This is a genomic window from Nonomuraea sp. B12E4, from assembly GCF_039871825.1.
Lineage (GTDB): Bacteria > Actinomycetota > Actinomycetes > Streptosporangiales > Streptosporangiaceae > Nonomuraea.
In genome coordinates this window covers 54,933-70,251 of the sequence record NZ_JBDPME010000006.1, presented here as the reverse complement: position 1 = coordinate 70,251, position 15,319 = coordinate 54,933, and the positions used below count along the sequence as shown (strand labels likewise).

Sequence of the window (15,319 nt, the reverse complement as noted above, 5' to 3'; positions counted from 1 at the left end):
ACGCAGGAGAACATCGTTCTAGTACCGAGTACGATAACCCGCCCCGGAGCCAGGATCACGGATCGCCGTCAGGGCAGGCGCCACAGGTCCGGCTCGCCGGCCACGCGCAGCACCCGCCCCCTGGCCTCCAGCCAGGCCAGATGCGCCAGCGTCTCGTTGTTGGCCGCCCTCCGCATGTACGACGGGATCGTCTCCCACGGCCGCGACCAGGTCAGCCGGGTGGCCACGGCCCAGCAGGTCACCCCGTCGGAGGCGCCGACGACCCGCTCGACCTCGGCCAGTCGCTCGTCGTGGTGCGCCATCACGTAGTCCACGCGCCCGGCCAGCTCCATGAACCGGTATTCGTGCGCCGGCAGCACCTCCTCCACGTCCAGCTTGCGCACGGCGGCCAGCGAGTCGAGGTAGTCGGCCAGCGGATTAGGCCCGGACTGGGGGTGCACGGCCACGATCGGGGTGATCTTGGCCAGCACGTGGTCGCCGGAGAACAGCAGCCGGCGCGCGGGCGAGAGGAAGCACAGGTGGCCGGGCGAGTGCCCGGGGGTCCACACCGCCCGCAGGTCCCAGCCGGGCAGGCCGAGTTCGTCGCCGTCCTCGACCAGCCGGTCGGGCCTGGCCATGGAGACCACGTGCCTGATCATCATCGACGCCCCGGCCAGCTCGTCGAGCGTCGCGGCCGGCACCCCGCAGCGGGCCAGCAGCGCGCGTTCCCGGCGTACGAGGGTGTCGATCACGTCGTCGTCGTAGCGCTCGCGGACCAGCCGGGCGTCGGCCGGGTGCAGCGCGATCCAGGCGCCCGACATCTCGCGGACGCGCCCGGCCAGCCCGTAGTGGTCGGGGTGGATGTGGGTGACGAGCACGCCCTTGACGTCGGCGATCGTGTACCCGGCCACGCCCAGCCCGGCGACGAGCGCGTCGTACGCCTCGTCGGTGTTCCACCCGGCGTCCACGATGGCCACGCCGTCGGGCAGCTCCAGGACGTAGACCAGCACGTACCGCAGGGGGTTGACCGGGATCGGCACCGGGACGGACCACAGACCCGGGCGTACCCTCTCGACCTCGGGGATGGCCCCGCCGGCCCACGCGTCCCGCTGTGCCACGCTGGCCGGGGTCACCACGAATTTCGCCATATACCCGAATATAGTTCTGGATCCGAATCATGTTCTACTGGGGTCATGAAGCTGAGCCGCGAGATCTCGGACGATGGCCGCTTCGTCCGGCAGGCGAACCGTTTCACGGACCCGCTCGGCCCTCCTGAGCCCGGCCGCTACCGGCTCTACGCCTCCTACGCGTGCCCGTGGGCCCAGCGCGTGCTGATCGTCCGGGCGCTCCTCGGCCTGGAGGATCTGCTGGACGTCACGATCGTCGACCCCATCCGCGACGAGAGGGGCTGGCGCGTCCCCGGCGGCGACCCGGAATACCTCTCGGAGCTCTACCACGCCACCGACCCCGGCTACACGGGCCGCTACACCGTCCCCTGCGTCTGGGACGCCAGGGACCGGCGGATCGTCACCAACGATTTCCCCCGGATCACCCTCGACCTGGAGACGTCATGGGCCACCGCCCCCGACCTCTATCCGGAGCGCCTGCGTCCCGACATCGACATCATGAACGACCGCCTGTACCACGGCCTCAACAACGCGGTCTACGAGGCCGGCTTCGCCCGTGACCAGCAGGCGTACGAGGAGGCGGTGGCGCGGGTCTTCGCCACGCTCGACTTCCTGGAGGTGCGCCTGGCCGAGTCGGACCACCTCTTCGACACGCTCACCGACAGCGACGTGCGCCTCTACACGACCCTGGCCAGGTTCGACGCGGTCTACTATGCGCACTTCAAGTGCTCGGTCCGGCGGCTGACCGACTATCCGGCGCTGTGGGCGTACGCGCGCAGGCTGCACGCGATCCCGGCCTTCGGCGAAACCACCGACTTCGACCAGATCAAGCGTCATTACTACATCACCCAGACCAACATCAATCCGACAGGGATCGTGCCTGTGGGGCCTGAACTGGACTGGAGCCTCTAGCCCTGTCCACGGCTCCGGGCATCCGGACGAACAGCAGGGCCGAGGCGACCATCACCGTCGCGGCGACGGTCCAGGCGGGCGCCACGCCCGCCCGGGCGGCCAGGGAGCCGAGCGTCAGGTTGGCCACGACCCCGCCGGACTGCAGGAAGAGCGAGGAGGTCGAGGCGACGGTGGTGCGCTCGGCGGCGGTCACTGCCCTGTGGGTCAGCTCCAGGCACAGCAGGCCCGTCACGGAGAGGCCGACGAACAGCATCACGTAGGCCAGCCCCGCGCTCACCAGCCCCGCCGCGCCGCCGAGCCCGGCCGTGGCGGCGAGCGCCCCGACGGACAGCGCGGTCAGCGCCGTCCCGGCGATGGCGCCCCTGGCCGAGCCGCCCGCCCACCTGGCCGCGGAGGGCGCGAGCGCGCTGCCCGCCGCGCTGCCCGCGAACCCCAGGGCCGCGACGACGGCGTAGACCAGGCTGCCCTCCTCCGGGCTGCCCACCAGCTCGGCCAGCCGCCCCGGCGTGAGCAGTTCGATGGTCATGAGCACCATGCCGGAGCTCGCCGCGGCCAGCATCAGGCGGCGTAGCACCGCGCGGCCGGTCGCCAGCCGTACGCCGGAGACGACCGTGGCGGGCACCTCGCGCAGCACACCGGCCAGTGAGCGGCGGGCGTGGTCCGGCTCGGGCATCGCGAACACCACCACGACCAGCAGGACCGCCGCCGCCAGCGAGCCCAGCAGGGGCGGCGCCGCCAGCGGGAACATCAGGCCCGGCGGCACCAGCAGCGGCAGGCCCCCGCCCACGAGCACCCCGGCGCACAGGGCCACCGACTCCATCGTGCCGCCCCTGGCCAGGCCCGGCTTGAGGTCCGCGTCGAGGCCCTCGATCTGGTGCAGCGTGTCGACGTACCAGGAGGCGGCGGGGCCGCTGGACAGCGCCCTGGCCACGCCCTTCAGCACGCCGCTCGCCACGAACATCCAGAACGTGGTGGACACGCTCATCATCGCCAGCGCCACCACGGTGAACGCGGCGGAGAGCGCCAGCACCACCCGCCGCCCCAGGACGTCGGCCAGCCCGCCGGTGGGCAGTTCGAGGCCGACGGTGACGATCGAGAACACGGTCGTGCACAGTCCGATCTGGGCCAGGCCGAGGCCGCGCTCGGTCATGAGCAGCACCATGGTGGCCGCCATGAGCCCCACGGGCAGCCAGGTCAGGAAGCTGACGAGCATGTAGCGCCGTAAGGCGGAACGGGCGGTCACGGGGCGCTCACCCGGGGAAAGCCCCCGACCCAGAGGTGGACCTGGCGCGCGCCGGGGGCGCCCGCGTCCCGCGCGGCCAGCTCCTCCAGCAGCTCCTCGGTACGTGCCGCGAACTCGCGCAGCGCCTCGGGCGACAGCTCGAAGATGTGGTCGCTGAGGCCGGCCGCCTCCACCCACGCGGGGGACCACTCGGACTCGTCGAAGCCCTCGGCGATCTGGGCGAGGAGCCCGGCCTGCAGCAACCGCATGGCCCTGACGGTCTCCCGGCCCTCGGGCGTGTCGGCCAGCTCGCGGTTGTTCCACGAGGTGTAGCGGTGGCGGGCCCGCCAGCGGCGCTCGCGGCCGTCGCGGCGCTCGGGGTCCTCCTCGATGAAGCCGTGCTTGAACAGCTCGCGCAGGTGGTAGCTGGTCGAGCCGGAACTCTCGCTCACCTTGCGGCCCAGCTCGCTGGCCGTGCCGGGACCCTCGGCGCGCAGCAGGCCGAGCAGGCGGGCCCGCAGTGGGTGCGCGACCACCTTGAGCACCTGCGGGTCACTGATCTTGTAGCGGTCCTCCATGTGGCTCACGATAGACCGCAAAGATGATTTTGCAAATATATTTTTGCGGTTTTCCGCTCAGAGGGCGCCCATAGACTGTCCGGATGCTTGACGACATCTGGGTGGACGACTCCGTCTACGCGCTTCGGCCCGACTTCGCGGTGCTGGTCATGACGGCGCACGGGCTGCGCAACGGGCCCACGGACGAGCGGTCACGGCAGTGGCTGGCGGCGGCGTCCGAGTCGGAGATCCAGACCGGGAAGATCGACGCCTGGAAGGACGCCTACCGCGCGTTCGGGGCCAAGCCGCAGCGGACCAGGCCGTCGGTCGACGCCCTGACCCGGCGGATGCCGCTGCCGGAGATCAACCAGGCGGTGGACGCGTACAACACGATCAGCGTGAAGCACGCGCTGCCGATCGGCGGCGAGGACCTCGACCACTACCAGGGCCCCGCCCGGCTGGTCAGGGCGGGCGGCGACGAGACGTCCGAGGAGGCGCTGGGACAGCCGGAGGCCGGCGAGGTCATCTGGCGCGACGACATCGGCGTCACGTGCCGCCGGTGGAACTGGCGCCAGGGGGTGCGCACCCGGCTCACCGAGGCGACCACCAACGCGATCTTCCTCCTGGAGCGGCTGGAGCCGATGAGCCTGGAGGAGCTCAAGGAGGCGGGTGAGGAGCTGGCGGAGCTCCTGTCCGAGATATCCCCAGAGGTACGGATCAGTAGCAGATTGCTGATCAACGGGAAATAAACCTCCCGTCGCGACGTTGATACCAAAGAGTAATAAATGCGGCACCACCCGGATTGACAAGGGAGGCGTGACCTCTTCACGCGGTCCTGAGAGGATCGTTCGAGGCGGCACGCCCTCTTGTGCGCGCGCCGCCAGTCCGGGCGAGTAGCCTTGGACAGGTTCTCTTAACATCAACGCCGATCTGCGGAAGAGGGCGATTTCCGCCGTGTCGTCTGAGTCGTCGCGGACAAACCCGCTGGCAAGCTTTGGTCAGAACGAGTGGCTTGTCGACGAGCTGTACCAGAAGTACCTCCAAGATCCCGAGTCTGTAGACAAGGCCTGGTGGAACTTCTTCGCTGACTACAACCCTGACTACGGACCGGGGCGTGCCCCGGCCAGGGAGGCGGCGAACGGCACTGTGACCGCCCCCGCACCCCCGCAGGCGCCGCCAAAGGCAACCCCTGAGGCGCCGCCCGCGGCCGAGAAGCCGAAGCAGCCCGCCGCCCCGGTGCCCAAGGGCGCCGAGGAGATCAAGCTGCGCGGTGCCGCCGCCCGTACGGCCGCCAACATGGACCTGTCGCTGGCGGTCCCGACGGCCACGAGCGTGCGCGCCATCCCGGCCAAGCTGCTCATCGACAACCGCATCGTGATCAACAATCACCTCAAGCGGGGCCGCGGCGGCAAGGTCTCCTTCACGCACCTGATCGGGTTCGCGATCGTCAAGGCGCTGAAGGCCATGCCGGAGATGAACTACTCCTACACGGAGGTCGACGGCAAGCCGACCCTGGTCAAGCCCGAGCACGTGGGCTTCGGCCTGGCGATCGACGTGCAGAAGAGCAACGGCGAGCGCCAGCTTCTCGTGCCCTCGATCAAGGGCGCCGAGGAGATGGACTTCCGGCAGTTCTGGATGGCCTACGAGGACGTCGTCCGCAAGGCGCGGGCGGGCAAGCTGGGCGTCGACGACTTCGCCGGCACCACCATCTCGCTGACCAACCCCGGCACCATCGGCACCGTGCACTCCGTGCCGCGCCTGATGCCCGGCCAGGGCACGATCATCGGCGTGGGCGCGATGGAATACCCGGCCGAATACCAGGGCGCCGCCCCGGACACGCTCTCGCGCCTGGCCGTCTCCAAGGTCATGACGCTGACCAGCACCTACGACCACCGGATCATCCAGGGCGCCCAGTCGGGCGACTTCCTGCGCCAGATCCACCGGCTGCTGCTGGGCGAGGACGGCTTCTACGACGAGATCTTCGAGGCGCTGCGGATTCCGTACGAGCCGGTCCGCTGGATCCAGGACATCTCGGCCTCCCACGACGACGACGTGGCCAAGTCCGCCCGGGTGATCGAGCTGATCCACGCCTACCGCGTGCGCGGCCACCTCATGGCCGAGACCGACCCGCTGGAATACAAGCAGCGCAAGCACCCCGACCTGGACATCCAGTCGCACGGCCTGACGCTGTGGGACCTGGAGCGCGAGTTCGCCACCGGCGGTTTCGGCGGCCGCGCCCTGATGAAGCTGCGCGAGATCCTGGGCGTGCTGCGCGACTCCTACTGCCGCACGGTCGGCATCGAGTACATGCACATCCAGAACCCCGAGGAGCGGGCCTGGATCCAGGCTCGGGTGGAGAAGCCGCACGCCTCCCCCGCCCGCGACGAGCAGCTCAACATCCTGAGCAGGCTCAACACCGCCGAGGCGTTCGAGACGTTCCTGCAGACGAAGTTCGTCGGCCAGAAGCGCTTCTCGCTGGAGGGCGGCGAGTCCCTGATCCCGCTGCTCGACTCGGTGATCAGCGACGCCGCCGACGAGGGCCTCGACGAGGTCGTCATCGGCATGGCCCACCGCGGCCGCCTCAACGTGCTGGCCAACATCGTGGGCAAGTCCTACGCGCAGATCTTCGGCGAGTTCGAGGGCAACATCGACCCGCGCACCGCGCACGGTTCCGGCGACGTGAAATACCATCTGGGCGCCTCCGGCACGTTCACCGCGCCCAGCGGCAAGACGATCACCGCGTCCGTGGTGGCCAACCCCTCCCACCTGGAGGCGGTCGACCCCGTGACCGAAGGCGTCGTCCGCGCCAAGCAGGACCTCCTGGAGCGCGGTGAGGAGGGCTTCACCGTGCTGCCCGTCCTCATCCACGGCGACGCGGCCTTCGCGGGCCAGGGCGTGGTGGCCGAGACGCTCAACCTGTCGCAACTGCGCGGCTACCGCACCGGCGGCACCGTGCACGTGGTGGTCAACAACCAGGTCGGCTTCACCACCTCGCCCGCCTCGTCCCGTTCGTCGGTCTACGCCACCGACGTCGCCCGGATGATCCAGGCGCCGATCTTCCACGTCAACGGCGACGACCCCGAGGCCGTGGTGCGCGTGGGCGAACTGGCCTACGAATACCGCCAGGCGTTCCGCAAGGACGTCGTGATCGACCTCATCTGCTACCGCCGCCGCGGCCACAACGAGGGCGACAACCCGGCCTTCACCCAGCCGCTGATGTACGACCTGATCGACGCCAAGCGCTCGACCCGCAAGCTCTACACCGAGGCGCTGATCGGCCGGGGCGACATCACCGTCGAGGAGGCCGAGCAGGCCCTGCGCGACTACCAGGCCAAGCTGGAGCAGGCGTTCACCGAGACCCGCGAGGCCTCGAAGAAGCCGCTGGAGGCGGGCGCCATGCGGGTGCCGCCGACCGAGGTCGTCAAGTGGTCGCACGACGACACGCCGACCGCGATCACCGACGAGACGCTCAAGCGCATCGTCGACACCCAGCTCAACCTGCCCGAGGGCTTCACGCCGCACCCGCGCCTGGCGCCGGTGCTGCAGCGCCGCGGTCAGATGGTCGAGCAGGACGCGATCGACTGGTCGATGGGCGAGACGCTGGCGTTCGGCTCGCTGCTCATCGACGGCCACCCGGTGCGCCTGGTCGGTCAGGACTCGCGGCGCGGCACGTTCACGCAGCGCCACGCCGTCCTGGTGGACCGGATGACCGGCGCCGACCACACGCCGCTCAAGTCCTTCAACCAGGGCACCACGAAGTTCTACGTCTACGACTCGCTGCTCAGCGAGTTCGCGGCGCTCGGCTTCGAATACGGCTACAGCGTGGTCCGGCCCGACGCCCTGGTCGCCTGGGAGGCGCAGTTCGGCGACTTCGTCAACGGCGCCCAGACGATCATCGACGAGTTCATCTCGTCGGGCGAGCAGAAGTGGGGGCAGAAGTCCTCGGTCGTGCTGCTGCTGCCGCACGGCTACGAGGGCCAGGGCCCCGACCACTCCTCGGCCCGCATCGAGCGGTTCCTGCAGGTCTGCGCGCTCGACAACATGACGGTCGCGCAGCCGAGCACCCCGGCCAACTACTTCCACCTGCTGCGCTGGCAGGTGGAGTCGGAGCGGCACCGGCCGCTGGTGGTCTTCACGCCCAAGTCGCTGCTGCGCCACAAGGCGGCCACGTCCAAGGCGGCCGACTTCACCACGGGCACCTTCCAGCCGGTCCTCGGCGACACGACCGTGGACCCGGCCAAGGTCACCAAGATCGTGCTGACCTCCGGCAAGCTCTACTACGACCTGGCCGCGCGGCGCGACAAGTCGGGCCGCGACGACGTGGCCATCGTCCGGCTGGAGCGCCTCTACCCGTTCCCGGCGGAGGAGCTGCAGGCCGAGCTGGTGCGCTACGGCACGCAGGCGGAGCTGATCTGGACCCAGGACGAGCCGGTCAACATGGGCCCGTGGCCCTACCTGACGCTCAGAATGGCCGAGGAGCCGCAGACGCTGGGCGGCCGTGAGCTGCGCCGCGTGTCGCGCACGCCCAACAGCTCGCCGGCGACGGGCTCGCACAACTCGCACGACACGGAGCTCGAGGAAATTCTCCACGAGCTGTTCGGCTGATCGACGCACACATGGTGAGCCCCCGGCCGCGGCCGGGGGCTCACGGTTTGCCTGGCACCAGAAGGGGACGACGATGTACTTCACCGATCGGGGGATCGAGGAGCTGGTCGAGCGGCGGGGCGAGGAGGAGGTCAGCCTGCTCTGGCTCGGCGAACGGCTGCGCGAGTTCGTCGACCTCAACCCCGAGTTCGAGACCCCGATCGAGCGCCTGGCCACCTGGCTGGCCAGACTCGACGACGAGGACGACTAGCCCGTCATCCGAGCGCCCGGTCGCACGAGCCGGCCCGGTCGCACGAGCCGGCCCGTCACACGAGCGCTCCGGTCACCTCCATCCACATGGACAACACCCCGCCCGGCAGGATTCTCACGTCCAGGGCAATCCAGAACCAGACGCGATACATCTTGAGATTTCGAGATACGCGACATATCGTGTTTTGTGTTGGGACGTGTAATCAAGAAGGGCGAGATCATGCAGAGGTGGACGATCGAAGAACCCGAACAGCTCACGTTCGGTCCGGTGGACTCGCTCGACGTACGCATCGTGGCCGGACGACTGGCCGTGCTCGCCAGTGACGGCCCGCCCACGCTCGAGGTGTCCGAGATCGACTCGCAGTCGCCCCTCATAGTGACCTACGACGAGGACGCCAGGGCGCTCGTCATCGCGTACAAGGACCTCACCTGGGACGGCCTCCTCGGCTGGCTGCGGCCAGACCGGCGCAGGACGGTCCTGTCCATCGCCGTGCCCAAGACCTGCCAGGTCAGCGCCGGTGTGGTGTCGGCGCCCGCCGTGGTGGCCGGGTTCGAGCAGAACACGCATGTCAAGAGCGTGTCCGGGGAGATCGTGCTGGACGGCGTGAGCGGCGACGTGGTGGCCACGACCGTCTCGGGAGCCGTCGAGAGCCGGGCCCTGGAGGGCGACATGACGTTCAACAGCGTCTCGGGAGACCTGACCGTGGCTCACGGCACCCCCCGGCGGCTGAAGGCGTCCAGCGTGTCCGGCCGTATCACCGCGGATCTCGCGCTGCGACCCACGGGTCACGTGACGCTGAACAGCGTCTCCGGTGACATCCTGGTCAGACTGCCGGAAAACGTGGAGGCCGACGTCACTGTCAGGTCCACCTCGGGCAGGTTGGTCAGCACGTTCGAGAAATTGTCCAACAGGAACGGCCCCGGTTCGAAGTCGATGTCGGGGCGGCTGGGTGGCGGCATGGCCGCACTGTCGGCGACGACGGTCTCCGGCGAGGTCACGCTGCTCAAGGGGGAGAAGGAATGAGCCCTGTCTTCGGTCACGGCCGGCTCCGGCTGTACCTGCTCAAGCTGCTGGAAGAGAGTCCGCGCCACGGTTACGAGGTCATCCGGCTGCTCCAGGACCGCTTCCTGGGCGTCTACTCGCCCTCCCCCGGCACGATCTACCCGCGCCTGGCCCGTCTGGAGGAGGAGGGGCTGGTGACGCACGAGGTGGTCGAGGGCAAGAAGGTGTTCTCGATCACCGACAAGGGCCGCGAGGAGCTGAACGCCCGGCTCGACGAACTCGACGACCTGGAGCAGGAGATCTCGGCCTCCGTGCGCGACATCGCCCGCGAGGTCAAGGAGGACGTACGCGACACGGTCAAGTCGCTGCGGGACGAGCTGACCCGGATGGCCAGGGACGTGCACACCGGGACCCGCGAGGACGCCGGCCGGATGCGCGACAGGCAGCGGGAGGACTTCCGGCGGCTCAAGGAGCAGCAGAAACGGCAGTGGATGGAGCACACCTACCGCTGGCAGGGCGAGGGTGAGCGGATCAGCAGGGAGTGGCGCAGGATCTGGTCCGAGGTCTGGGCCACCCTGGGCGGCCCGCCGCCGCACCGGGCCGACCTCGACGCCGAGTTGGGCGAACTGCTGGCCGATTTCGTCGCCAAGGCCCGCGAGGACGCCTCGGAGGCCAGCCTGACACCGGAAAAGCTGGCCGACCTCCGTACGGCGATCACCGAGGCGAGCCACCGCATCCACGACATCCTGCGCCCCTGAGCCGCCCGTCAGCCGCCACCTACCGAGGAAGGGGGCTACGCGGAGCGGGGATGCCGTTCGAGGTGGTGTGAGCCGCGCGGGCGCCCTTGCGGGCGTCGTAGGCGATGGGCATGAAGCGCAGGCGTTCGGGCAGGCGCGGCGTCAACATCGCCACCGCGTGCCCGAGCCGCCGCAGCCGCCGCTCATCCCGAGCCGTCCACCGCAGCCCCAGCTTCGCCCGCACCGCCGGCGGCAGCGTCCCGACGGTCACGAAGTGGTTGCACTCCCCCGCGCCCGCCCCCACCGCCGGATGCATCGTCTGGAGGACCAGCGCGCTGCCGGCCACGAGCAGGTTGCGGTATTCCCCCGCCGTGTCCCAGTGCATCGAACCTGGGCCGAACGGCTCCACGTCCATGGCGGCCTCCCGGGTGATACAACCCTTAAACCCTTGTATCACCCGGAATGCCGCCAAGTAACCCGTCACTTATTCCCGGGTGAAGACGATCTTCCCGAAGAGCTCTCCCGCCGCCATGGCGGCGAACCCGTCCCGCGCCTCCGCCAGCGGCAGCACCCGGTCCACGACCGGCCGCACCCCGGTCTGCTCCAGGAAGATCGCCAGCCGCCGGAGCTGCTCCCGCGTCCCCATCGTGGATCCGACCACGGAAAGCTGCAGGAAGAAGACCCGGTTCAGGTCGGCGGGCGGCACGGCCCCGCTGGTGGCGCCGGACACGACGATGCGCCCGCCCGGCTTGAGCGACTTGAGCGAGTGCTCCCAGGTGGCCTGGCCGACGGTCTCCATGACCGCGTCCACCCGCTCGGGCAGGCGCGCACCTGGCTCGAACACCTGCTCGGCGCCAAGCTCCCGGGCACGCTCGCGCTTCTTCTCGGACCGGCTGGTCGCCCAGATCCGGTAGCCGCCGGCCCGGCCGAGCGCGATCAGCGCGGTGGCCACGCCCCCGCCCGCTCCCTGCACCAGCACGGTGGAGCCGGGCTGCAGCCCGGCCTTGTCGAACAGCATCCGGTACGCGGTCAGCCACGCCGTCGGCAGGCACGCGGCGTGCTCGAAGCTCAGCGTGGACGGCTTGGGCACGAGGTTGCGCCGCGGCACGGCCACCCGTTCGGCGAAGGTGCCGTCGTAGGTCTCCGACAGGAGCGACCGCTTGGGATCGAGTGTCTCGTCGGCACCCGTGCCGATCACGGAGTGCACGATGACCTCGTTGCCGTCCTCGTCGACTCCTGCGGCGTCGCAGCCGAGCACGATCGGCAGCCGATCCTGCCTGATGCCGACGCCTTTGAGCGTCCACAGGTCGTGGTGGTTGAGGGCGGCCGCCCGCACGGATACGGTCGTCCATCCGTCCGGGACCTTCGGCTCGGGACGCTCGCCCAGCGTGAGCCCGGCGAGCGGGTTGTCGGGATCGGTCTGTGTGGCGGTTACGGCGAACATGGCCGCACCCTACTTCAGCGTGATCCCGTTCCTCCGGACCGCCCGTCCGTCACATCCCGAAAGTCCGGGCCTTACTTCACCTTGACCCTGATCCCCTCGACGGCCGCCTCGCGGAACGGCGGCGGCCCGATGACGGCCACCTGGACGTCCCCCCGGCACACCGACTCGACGGGCCGCCCCCGCCCGTCGATCACCCCCGGCACCCGCGCGTTCCGGTCGCAACCGGGCGTCGGCGTGAGCACCACCATGGCCCCCGCGCTCCCGCCGAACCAGAGCTGCGGCCCCACCGGCTCCCCCCGCACGGTTTCCCCCGGTTTGGCCAGCCGCACCGCCCCGCTCGCCGACAGGACCAGATAGCCCTCCTTCGTCACCTTCCCTCGCACGGCCTGCGCGAGGGCGGTCCGCTGCTCGAACGTCAGCCCCGTCCCCAGGTCGCGCAACGCCATGCGCCAATTCCCGAACTCGAACAGCAGCACCTGCCCGTGGGTCCCGCTCCCGGCCTGGCTCGGCCAGAGGGTGACGTTGTCCGCGTAGTTTCTGAGCGGCAGCGCACCGCGGGTGACCCCGATCACGCTGTACGGGGCGGAGAGCTGCCGGGCCCTGCCCTCGATCGTGAGCCCCTGGAACGGCCGCGACCCCATCTTGTCGAGGTCCAGCTCGGCCGGATAACGCACCTCGGCCCGCAGCCCGTCGGGGAACACGACCTGGATGACCTCGTCGTCCCCCTTGGCGGTGGAGGGGACGCTCAGCACGTTGGACGGATTGTCCACCCGCCTCAGCGAGCGGATGGGCTCGGGCGCCGACGTGGGCACCGCCGCCTCCGGCTCGGGCTCCCGACTGGTGAGCAGCCCGACGACGGGGATCAGCAGCAACCCCACGACCACCGCCGGCCCGACCCAGCGGCGACGGCCGCGCCCTTCTGACTCGATGACGTCGAACTGTCCAGCCACGACGTTCCTAGCCGAGTGGTGGCGGCTTGCGCCCTTGCCCTCAGTTCAGTTGAGCGGCGACCTCCAGCGCAAGCCCTGGAACCGGGCGAAATCCTTGTCGCAGGTCACGAATTCACATCCGTGCTCGATGGCGAGCGCGGCGAGGTAAGCGTCAGGGATGAGTTTTCTTCGGGCGTTCGTCTCACGGCAGAGTCTCCGGAAGATCTCCCAGTGCCGGCCCCCCGGATTGACGACCACGGCATGCGGCTGGTTGCGGACCTGGTCGACGTAGTTGAGGATTTCCTCCATGGCCGGAGGGTCATCGTGGAGCGCCTTGATGCTGAGAACTCTGACGACACCGTTGATCACGTAATCGGTGACCGCGTAGGCAGAGTCGCCGTTGATCAGCTCATCCACCAACTTGTGGCAAGCGACGTGATCAGGGGCCTCCCTGCGGAACGCGTTGATGAGGACGTTGATGTCACTGAGCAGCATCGGCCTGCGCCTTCCCGTATCGCTCGATGTCGTCCTGCTCGATCAGGCTGTAGATGAACTCCGGCGTGAGCTCGATCCCCGGCTTGAGCCGGCTTCCAGAGGTGATCAGCTCCACACGCGGCCGCTCGGCCGTTTCCGTGGAGCGGTTGAGTAGTTGCCTCAAGGCATCCTCCATCACTGAGTTGAGACTGCGTCCGTTTCGTGCCGCGTACGCCTTCGCCTCGTTGAGGAGTGTCTCGTCGATGCGCACCGTAGTCCTCCGCATGACTCCAGCGTCCGCTGCTGACATCAAAATGTCAACAGCGGAATGTAATCACGCGGTCACAGATTTTGCACACACTTTAGCGAATCACCAGGTGGCCACGTTCCTGTCACCCTCGGGCGCGAGCCGCACCGGCCGGCCCACCAGCTCCCGGGACTCGGCGTCCGCCAGCAGGTCCGCCCGCTCCGCCACCGCGTGTGCCCGCCCGCCGCCGGGCAGGTCCACCACGAGGATCCCCCGCTCCGCGGCGCCGTCGCGCCCGTGCGCCACCGTGTATCCCGCGACCACGGCCGGCCCCTCATAGAGCCCCACGACCGGCACCCCAGCCGCCACGAACACCGGCGCCGCCTCCCCCAGCCGCCCGCCGGGCTCGCTCGACCACACCGCGTACGTGTGCTTCGTCAGGTGCATCCCCACCCCCGTCACCAGCCCGTGCCCCGGCTGCGCCCGCAACAGGCCCGCCATGGTCGCGGTCGAGTGCAGCACATAGTCGCTGGCCGGCCCGCCCGCGTACGGCAGCCCGCCGGTGACCGTGAGCCCGCGCCGGTCCAGCGGGTCGAGCCCGATGGCGTCGCACGCCTGCCGCAGCGCGATGGCGAAGCAGCTGTACAGGTCCAGCGCGTGCATGTCGCCGAGCCCCAGCCCCGCCCGCCGGAAGGCGGCCGCCGCGGCGTGCCCGACGGCCTGCGAGGAGCCGAGCGCGGGCCGCGCGGCCACCTCCCAGGTGTCCTCCGCGTACGCCCACCCGCGCAGGTGGACCCGCCCCGCGGCGGGCACCCCGAGCCGGTCGGCCAGCCGCGCGCTGGCCAGCACGACGGCCGCCGCCTGATCCACCTCCAGCACGGCCACCGTGTCCCTGGTGTAGGGCCAGCCCACGAAGCGGCCGCCGTTCGCGAGCTCGGCGGCGGTGCGGGCGGTCCTGCGCCAGGCGTACGGGTTCGCGGCGGCCACCTCGGTCATCGGCGCCAGCAGCCGGCCCCGGTCCCGCATCTCCTCCTCGATCGTGAGCCCCAGAGCCGCCCGGCGCGCCGTCTCCATGATCGCGTAGGTGTGCACCGGCAGGAACAGCCCGTGCGCCAGCTCGGCGGGATGCGGCGGGCGCTCCCACCCGTAGGGCGGCTTGGGGTCGGCGGGATGACTCCACGGCGCGTGCTCGCCCGCCAGCCGGTACGCCCGCCGCGTCGCCAGCGCCTCACCCCCCACGACCAGCGCGGAGTCCACCTCACCCGAGGCGATCAGGCCCGCCGCCGCGCCGATGAGCAGTTGCGGTGCCGTGCCGGAGACCTTGGAGTAGGCCCGGTGCCGGGGCGCGGCGCCCAGGCGCTCGGCAAGGCGGCCGACCGGCGAATCGTACTGCCAGGAGTCGGTGTGCACGATCTGGATCGAGTCGAGCCGCCCGACCGGCAGGCGGGCGTCGTCGGCGGCCGCCCGCGCCACCCGCTCCCACAACTCCACCGGCTCAGGACCTGGCTGCGAGCGAATCGTGAGTTGCGCGATGCCGATGAGGCAAGGGGTGCGAGGAGCCATACGCCCATTCAACCAGAACAACATTCGGTGGATAAGCAGTGGCGTCTGACAATCAGCGTTACCGGTGTTGCCGGTGAAATAAAGCAACCATCGCCACCTGCGGAGATGCCCATTCGCCAGACATGCGGATTCGATATCCGCATAACAGAACGGAACCGGCTCATGCTTTTCTGGTCGCCACCTGGCCGCCGGTCGAGGCCGTTCATTAACGGTCCGATCGTTTTCCTGGCCCATCGGGGCGCCGCACCCCGCGCTGGGCCGCCGAAAGCCG

At 69.9% G+C, this 15,319-nt stretch carries 15 protein-coding genes; 6 read left to right on the top strand and 9 right to left on the bottom strand.

Annotated features, from left to right (window positions below; all coding sequences use genetic code 11):
- Positions 1 to 68: 68 nt before the first annotated feature.
- Complete coding sequence (locus tag ABGB18_RS16200) at positions 69 to 1,127, bottom strand: MBL fold metallo-hydrolase (protein WP_347696315.1); 1,059 nt, start codon at positions 1,125 to 1,127, stop codon at positions 69 to 71.
- 45 nt (positions 1,128 to 1,172) lie between these two features.
- Here ABGB18_RS16200 and ABGB18_RS16195 point away from each other — a divergent pair, with 45 nt between their 5' ends.
- Complete coding sequence (locus ABGB18_RS16195) at positions 1,173 to 2,018, top strand: glutathione S-transferase C-terminal domain-containing protein (protein ID WP_347696314.1); 846 nt, start codon at positions 1,173 to 1,175, stop codon at positions 2,016 to 2,018.
- Here the strand turns inward: ABGB18_RS16195 and ABGB18_RS16190 are convergent.
- On the bottom strand, positions 1,966 to 3,261 hold the full coding sequence (locus ABGB18_RS16190) for an MFS transporter (RefSeq protein WP_347696313.1): 1,296 nt from the start codon (positions 3,259 to 3,261) through the stop codon (positions 1,966 to 1,968). The two genes, ABGB18_RS16195 and ABGB18_RS16190, sit on opposite strands and share 53 nt — an antisense overlap.
- The gene (locus ABGB18_RS16185; protein WP_347696312.1) at positions 3,258 to 3,818 is read right to left on the bottom strand and encodes a helix-turn-helix domain-containing protein; all 561 of its coding nucleotides are present in this window, start codon (positions 3,816 to 3,818) and stop codon (positions 3,258 to 3,260) included. The genes ABGB18_RS16190 and ABGB18_RS16185 overlap by 4 nt, the downstream gene beginning before the upstream one ends.
- An 83-nt stretch (positions 3,819 to 3,901) precedes the next feature.
- Here ABGB18_RS16185 and ABGB18_RS16180 point away from each other — a divergent pair, with 83 nt between their 5' ends.
- From ABGB18_RS16180 to ABGB18_RS16160, 5 genes are all read left to right on the top strand, one after another.
- Positions 3,902 to 4,546, top strand: coding sequence for a phenylalanine--tRNA ligase beta subunit-related protein (locus tag ABGB18_RS16180; protein ID WP_347696311.1), 645 nt, complete (start codon positions 3,902 to 3,904; stop codon positions 4,544 to 4,546).
- 205 nt (positions 4,547 to 4,751) lie between these two features.
- Positions 4,752 to 8,402, top strand: coding sequence for a multifunctional oxoglutarate decarboxylase/oxoglutarate dehydrogenase thiamine pyrophosphate-binding subunit/dihydrolipoyllysine-residue succinyltransferase subunit (locus ABGB18_RS16175; protein ID WP_347696310.1), 3,651 nt, complete (start codon positions 4,752 to 4,754; stop codon positions 8,400 to 8,402).
- Between the two features lie 73 nt (positions 8,403 to 8,475).
- Positions 8,476 to 8,652, top strand: a complete 177-nt coding sequence (locus tag ABGB18_RS16170) for a DUF6104 family protein (protein ID WP_181308704.1) — start codon at positions 8,476 to 8,478, stop codon at positions 8,650 to 8,652.
- Between the two features lie 189 nt (positions 8,653 to 8,841).
- On the top strand, positions 8,842 to 9,675 hold the full coding sequence (locus ABGB18_RS16165; protein ID WP_347696309.1) for a DUF4097 family beta strand repeat-containing protein: 834 nt from the start codon (positions 8,842 to 8,844) through the stop codon (positions 9,673 to 9,675).
- Positions 9,672 to 10,412, top strand: coding sequence for a PadR family transcriptional regulator (locus ABGB18_RS16160; protein ID WP_347696308.1), 741 nt, complete (start codon positions 9,672 to 9,674; stop codon positions 10,410 to 10,412). Before ABGB18_RS16165 ends, ABGB18_RS16160 begins: the two co-directional genes overlap by 4 nt.
- A 19-nt stretch (positions 10,413 to 10,431) precedes the next feature.
- On the opposite strand, the gene ABGB18_RS16155 is transcribed toward ABGB18_RS16160, so the two are convergent.
- The 6 genes from ABGB18_RS16155 to ABGB18_RS16130 all read right to left on the bottom strand — a co-directional run bounded on the left by ABGB18_RS16155 (position 10,432) and on the right by ABGB18_RS16130 (position 15,048).
- The gene (locus ABGB18_RS16155; protein ID WP_347696307.1) at positions 10,432 to 10,806 is read right to left on the bottom strand and encodes an oxygenase MpaB family protein; all 375 of its coding nucleotides are present in this window, start codon (positions 10,804 to 10,806) and stop codon (positions 10,432 to 10,434) included.
- A 69-nt stretch (positions 10,807 to 10,875) separates the two neighbouring features.
- Positions 10,876 to 11,835, bottom strand: coding sequence for a zinc-binding dehydrogenase (locus ABGB18_RS16150; RefSeq protein ID WP_347696306.1), 960 nt, complete (start codon positions 11,833 to 11,835; stop codon positions 10,876 to 10,878).
- A 71-nt stretch (positions 11,836 to 11,906) separates the two neighbouring features.
- A complete protein-coding gene (locus ABGB18_RS16145) occupies positions 11,907 to 12,785 on the bottom strand; it encodes a hypothetical protein (RefSeq protein ID WP_347696305.1) in 879 nt (292 codons plus the stop codon).
- 45 nt (positions 12,786 to 12,830) lie between these two features.
- Positions 12,831 to 13,259 (bottom strand): type II toxin-antitoxin system VapC family toxin, encoded by a 429-nt coding sequence (locus tag ABGB18_RS16140; RefSeq protein ID WP_347696304.1) that lies wholly within the window; start codon positions 13,257 to 13,259, stop codon positions 12,831 to 12,833.
- Positions 13,246 to 13,509: a hypothetical protein gene (locus ABGB18_RS16135; protein WP_347696303.1), complete on the bottom strand. Its 264-nt coding sequence runs from the start codon at positions 13,507 to 13,509 to the stop codon at positions 13,246 to 13,248. Before ABGB18_RS16135 ends, ABGB18_RS16140 begins: the two co-directional genes overlap by 14 nt.
- 99 nt (positions 13,510 to 13,608) lie before the next feature.
- Positions 13,609 to 15,048, bottom strand: a complete 1,440-nt coding sequence (locus ABGB18_RS16130; protein ID WP_347696302.1) for an acetyl-CoA synthetase — start codon at positions 15,046 to 15,048, stop codon at positions 13,609 to 13,611.
- Positions 15,049 to 15,319: the final 271 nt, after the last annotated feature.